Origin of the sequence: Streptomyces phytophilus (genome assembly GCF_013870535.1) — a bacterium.
Classification (GTDB): domain Bacteria; phylum Actinomycetota; class Actinomycetes; order Streptomycetales; family Streptomycetaceae; genus Streptomyces; species Streptomyces phytophilus.
The window spans coordinates 1-1,768 of the sequence record NZ_JACBXC010001228.1; the positions used below are offsets into that span (position 1 = coordinate 1).

The 1,768-nt window shown below is 76.2% G+C and carries 1 protein-coding gene and 2 pseudogenes; 1 reads left to right on the forward strand and 2 read right to left on the reverse strand.

The genetic code is table 11. From position 1 onward, the window contains the following. A pseudogene (locus H5J30_RS31045) lies at positions 1 to 466 on the forward strand (cobyric acid synthase); the annotation flags it as partial. A 14-nt stretch (positions 467 to 480) separates the two neighbouring features. Here the strand turns inward: H5J30_RS31045 and H5J30_RS31050 are convergent. Both H5J30_RS31050 and H5J30_RS37090 read right to left on the reverse strand, forming a co-directional pair. After that, on the reverse strand, positions 481 to 1,452 hold the full coding sequence (locus H5J30_RS31050) for an SCO1860 family LAETG-anchored protein (RefSeq protein ID WP_181790839.1): 972 nt from the start codon (positions 1,450 to 1,452) through the stop codon (positions 481 to 483). 193 nt (positions 1,453 to 1,645) lie between these two features. Next, positions 1,646 to 1,768, reverse strand: a pseudogene (locus H5J30_RS37090) (amidohydrolase family protein); the annotation flags it as partial.

Here is a 1,768-nt window from a genome sequence, read left to right on the forward strand (position 1 = left end):
GGACGCGGCAGGGGTGGAGGCGCGGCCGGCGGGGTCGGTCACGGGGCTGGGACTGCTGCCGGTACGGGTGGCGTTCGCGGCCGAGAAGACGCTGGCCCGGCCGTCGGGGACGGCGCTGGGCGAGCCGGTGGAGGGGTACGAGATCCACCACGGGGTGGCGGAGGTACGGGGCGGTGAGCCGTTCCTCGCCGGGTGCCGGGTGGGGCAGGTGTGGGGGACGCACTGGCACGGAGCCCTGGAGAACGACGGCTTCCGGCGGGCGTTCCTGCGGCGGGTGGCGGCGGACGCGGGGCGGGCGTTCGTGCCGGCGCCGGACACGTCGTTCGCGGGGCTGCGGGAGGAGCAGTTGGAGCGGCTGGGGGACCTGATAGAGGAGCACGCGGACACCAAGGCGCTGCTGCGCCTGATCGAGTCCGGCGCCCCGGGCGACCTGCCGTTCCTGCCGCCCGGGGCGCCGGCTTCGTAGTTGCGGGGTCCGGCTCAGCCCCGCGTACGGAGGCGGGCGAGCACCACGCCGCTCACGCCGAGGCCGACGAGCAGCGCGGCGCCGCCGACCAGGTACGGGGTGGCGGAACTGCCGCCCGTCTCGGCGAGTTGCCGCTCCGGGGCGGGGTCCGCGCCGTCGGCGGGGCCCGCGTCCTCGACCGGCTCCGCGTCCCCCTGCGGCCGCTCGCCGGGCTCCCCCGCCGGATCCGTACCGCCTCTCGCGGGCGTCTCGCACGCGGCCTCGACGAGCGTGACCTCGCCCGCCACCTCGGCGACGTTCAGCTTCAGCGGGTTCACCGCCACCGTCAGCCGCAGCGCCGCGGCGCTCGCTGTCGACCGGGTGGTCTGCGTCTGCGAGAAGCCGAGCGACACCTCCCCCACGCCGGGCACCGCGACGACCGTCGGCTCCCCGCCCACCGTGACGGTGACGCGCTTGCCCAGCACCGTGACGGCGCCGAGCGTGTTCGACTCGGCCTCCGGCTTCCCGCCCACCGCGCACACCGCCTTCGACGTCACCTCCTCGACCTCGACGAGGGGGAGCGCGGGCAGCCCGGGGACGTGCACCTCGGCGCGGGCGAGGTCCGCCGACGCCTCGGCGCCGTCCGCGTCGACGGTGGCCTCGGCGGTGGCGACTTCGGCGCGCGCGATGTTCACCGCCCGGGCGCCGTCCGGGTGTTCGGCCCCCTCGGCGGGGGCGATGCCGTCGACCCGGACGTCGAGCGCGGTCTTGTCCGCGGCGCCGGAGTCCCGCCCCGCGGCCGGCACGCGTACCTCGTTGAGGGTGGAGAGCACGGGCGCCTGCACGGTCTTGTCGAGCAGGGAGACGTCGAGGTCGGCGCGGAGCACGGACGCGTCGGCCGAGCCCGTACGGGCCGGGGCGGCGGAGTCTTCGGCGTGCGCGGGCGCGGCCAGGAGCAGGGCGGGGCCGGTGGCCAGCGCGGCCGCCGTGACGGCGGTCGCGGGCATGCGGAACAGGCAGGACAGACGGGACAAGGAACAAACCCCCCACGGGTGAACGGTCGTCGGATCGTCAACTGCCCCGCCATGTTTACGCACTGAGGGTGACGCAATGGACACTCTGCGCTCGTTCACCCCATCGGGCGAACCAATTCACGGAAGTTGACCCCGGCCCCGGGGCACGCTCTACGCTTCCGCGCCCTCAGCCGACGATCCGGCCGCGCAGCACGATCCGCCGCGGCGCGGTCAGCACCCGCACGTCGGCCAGCGGATCCGCCTCGTACACCACGAGATCCGCGGGCGCGCCCTCCGCCAGGCCCGGCCG

Coding starts and splice junctions, on each gene's coding strand:
- H5J30_RS31050 (WP_181790839.1), bottom strand. CDS start 1,452: ATGCCCGCGACCGCCGTCACGGCGGCCGCGCTGGCCACCGGCCCCGCC.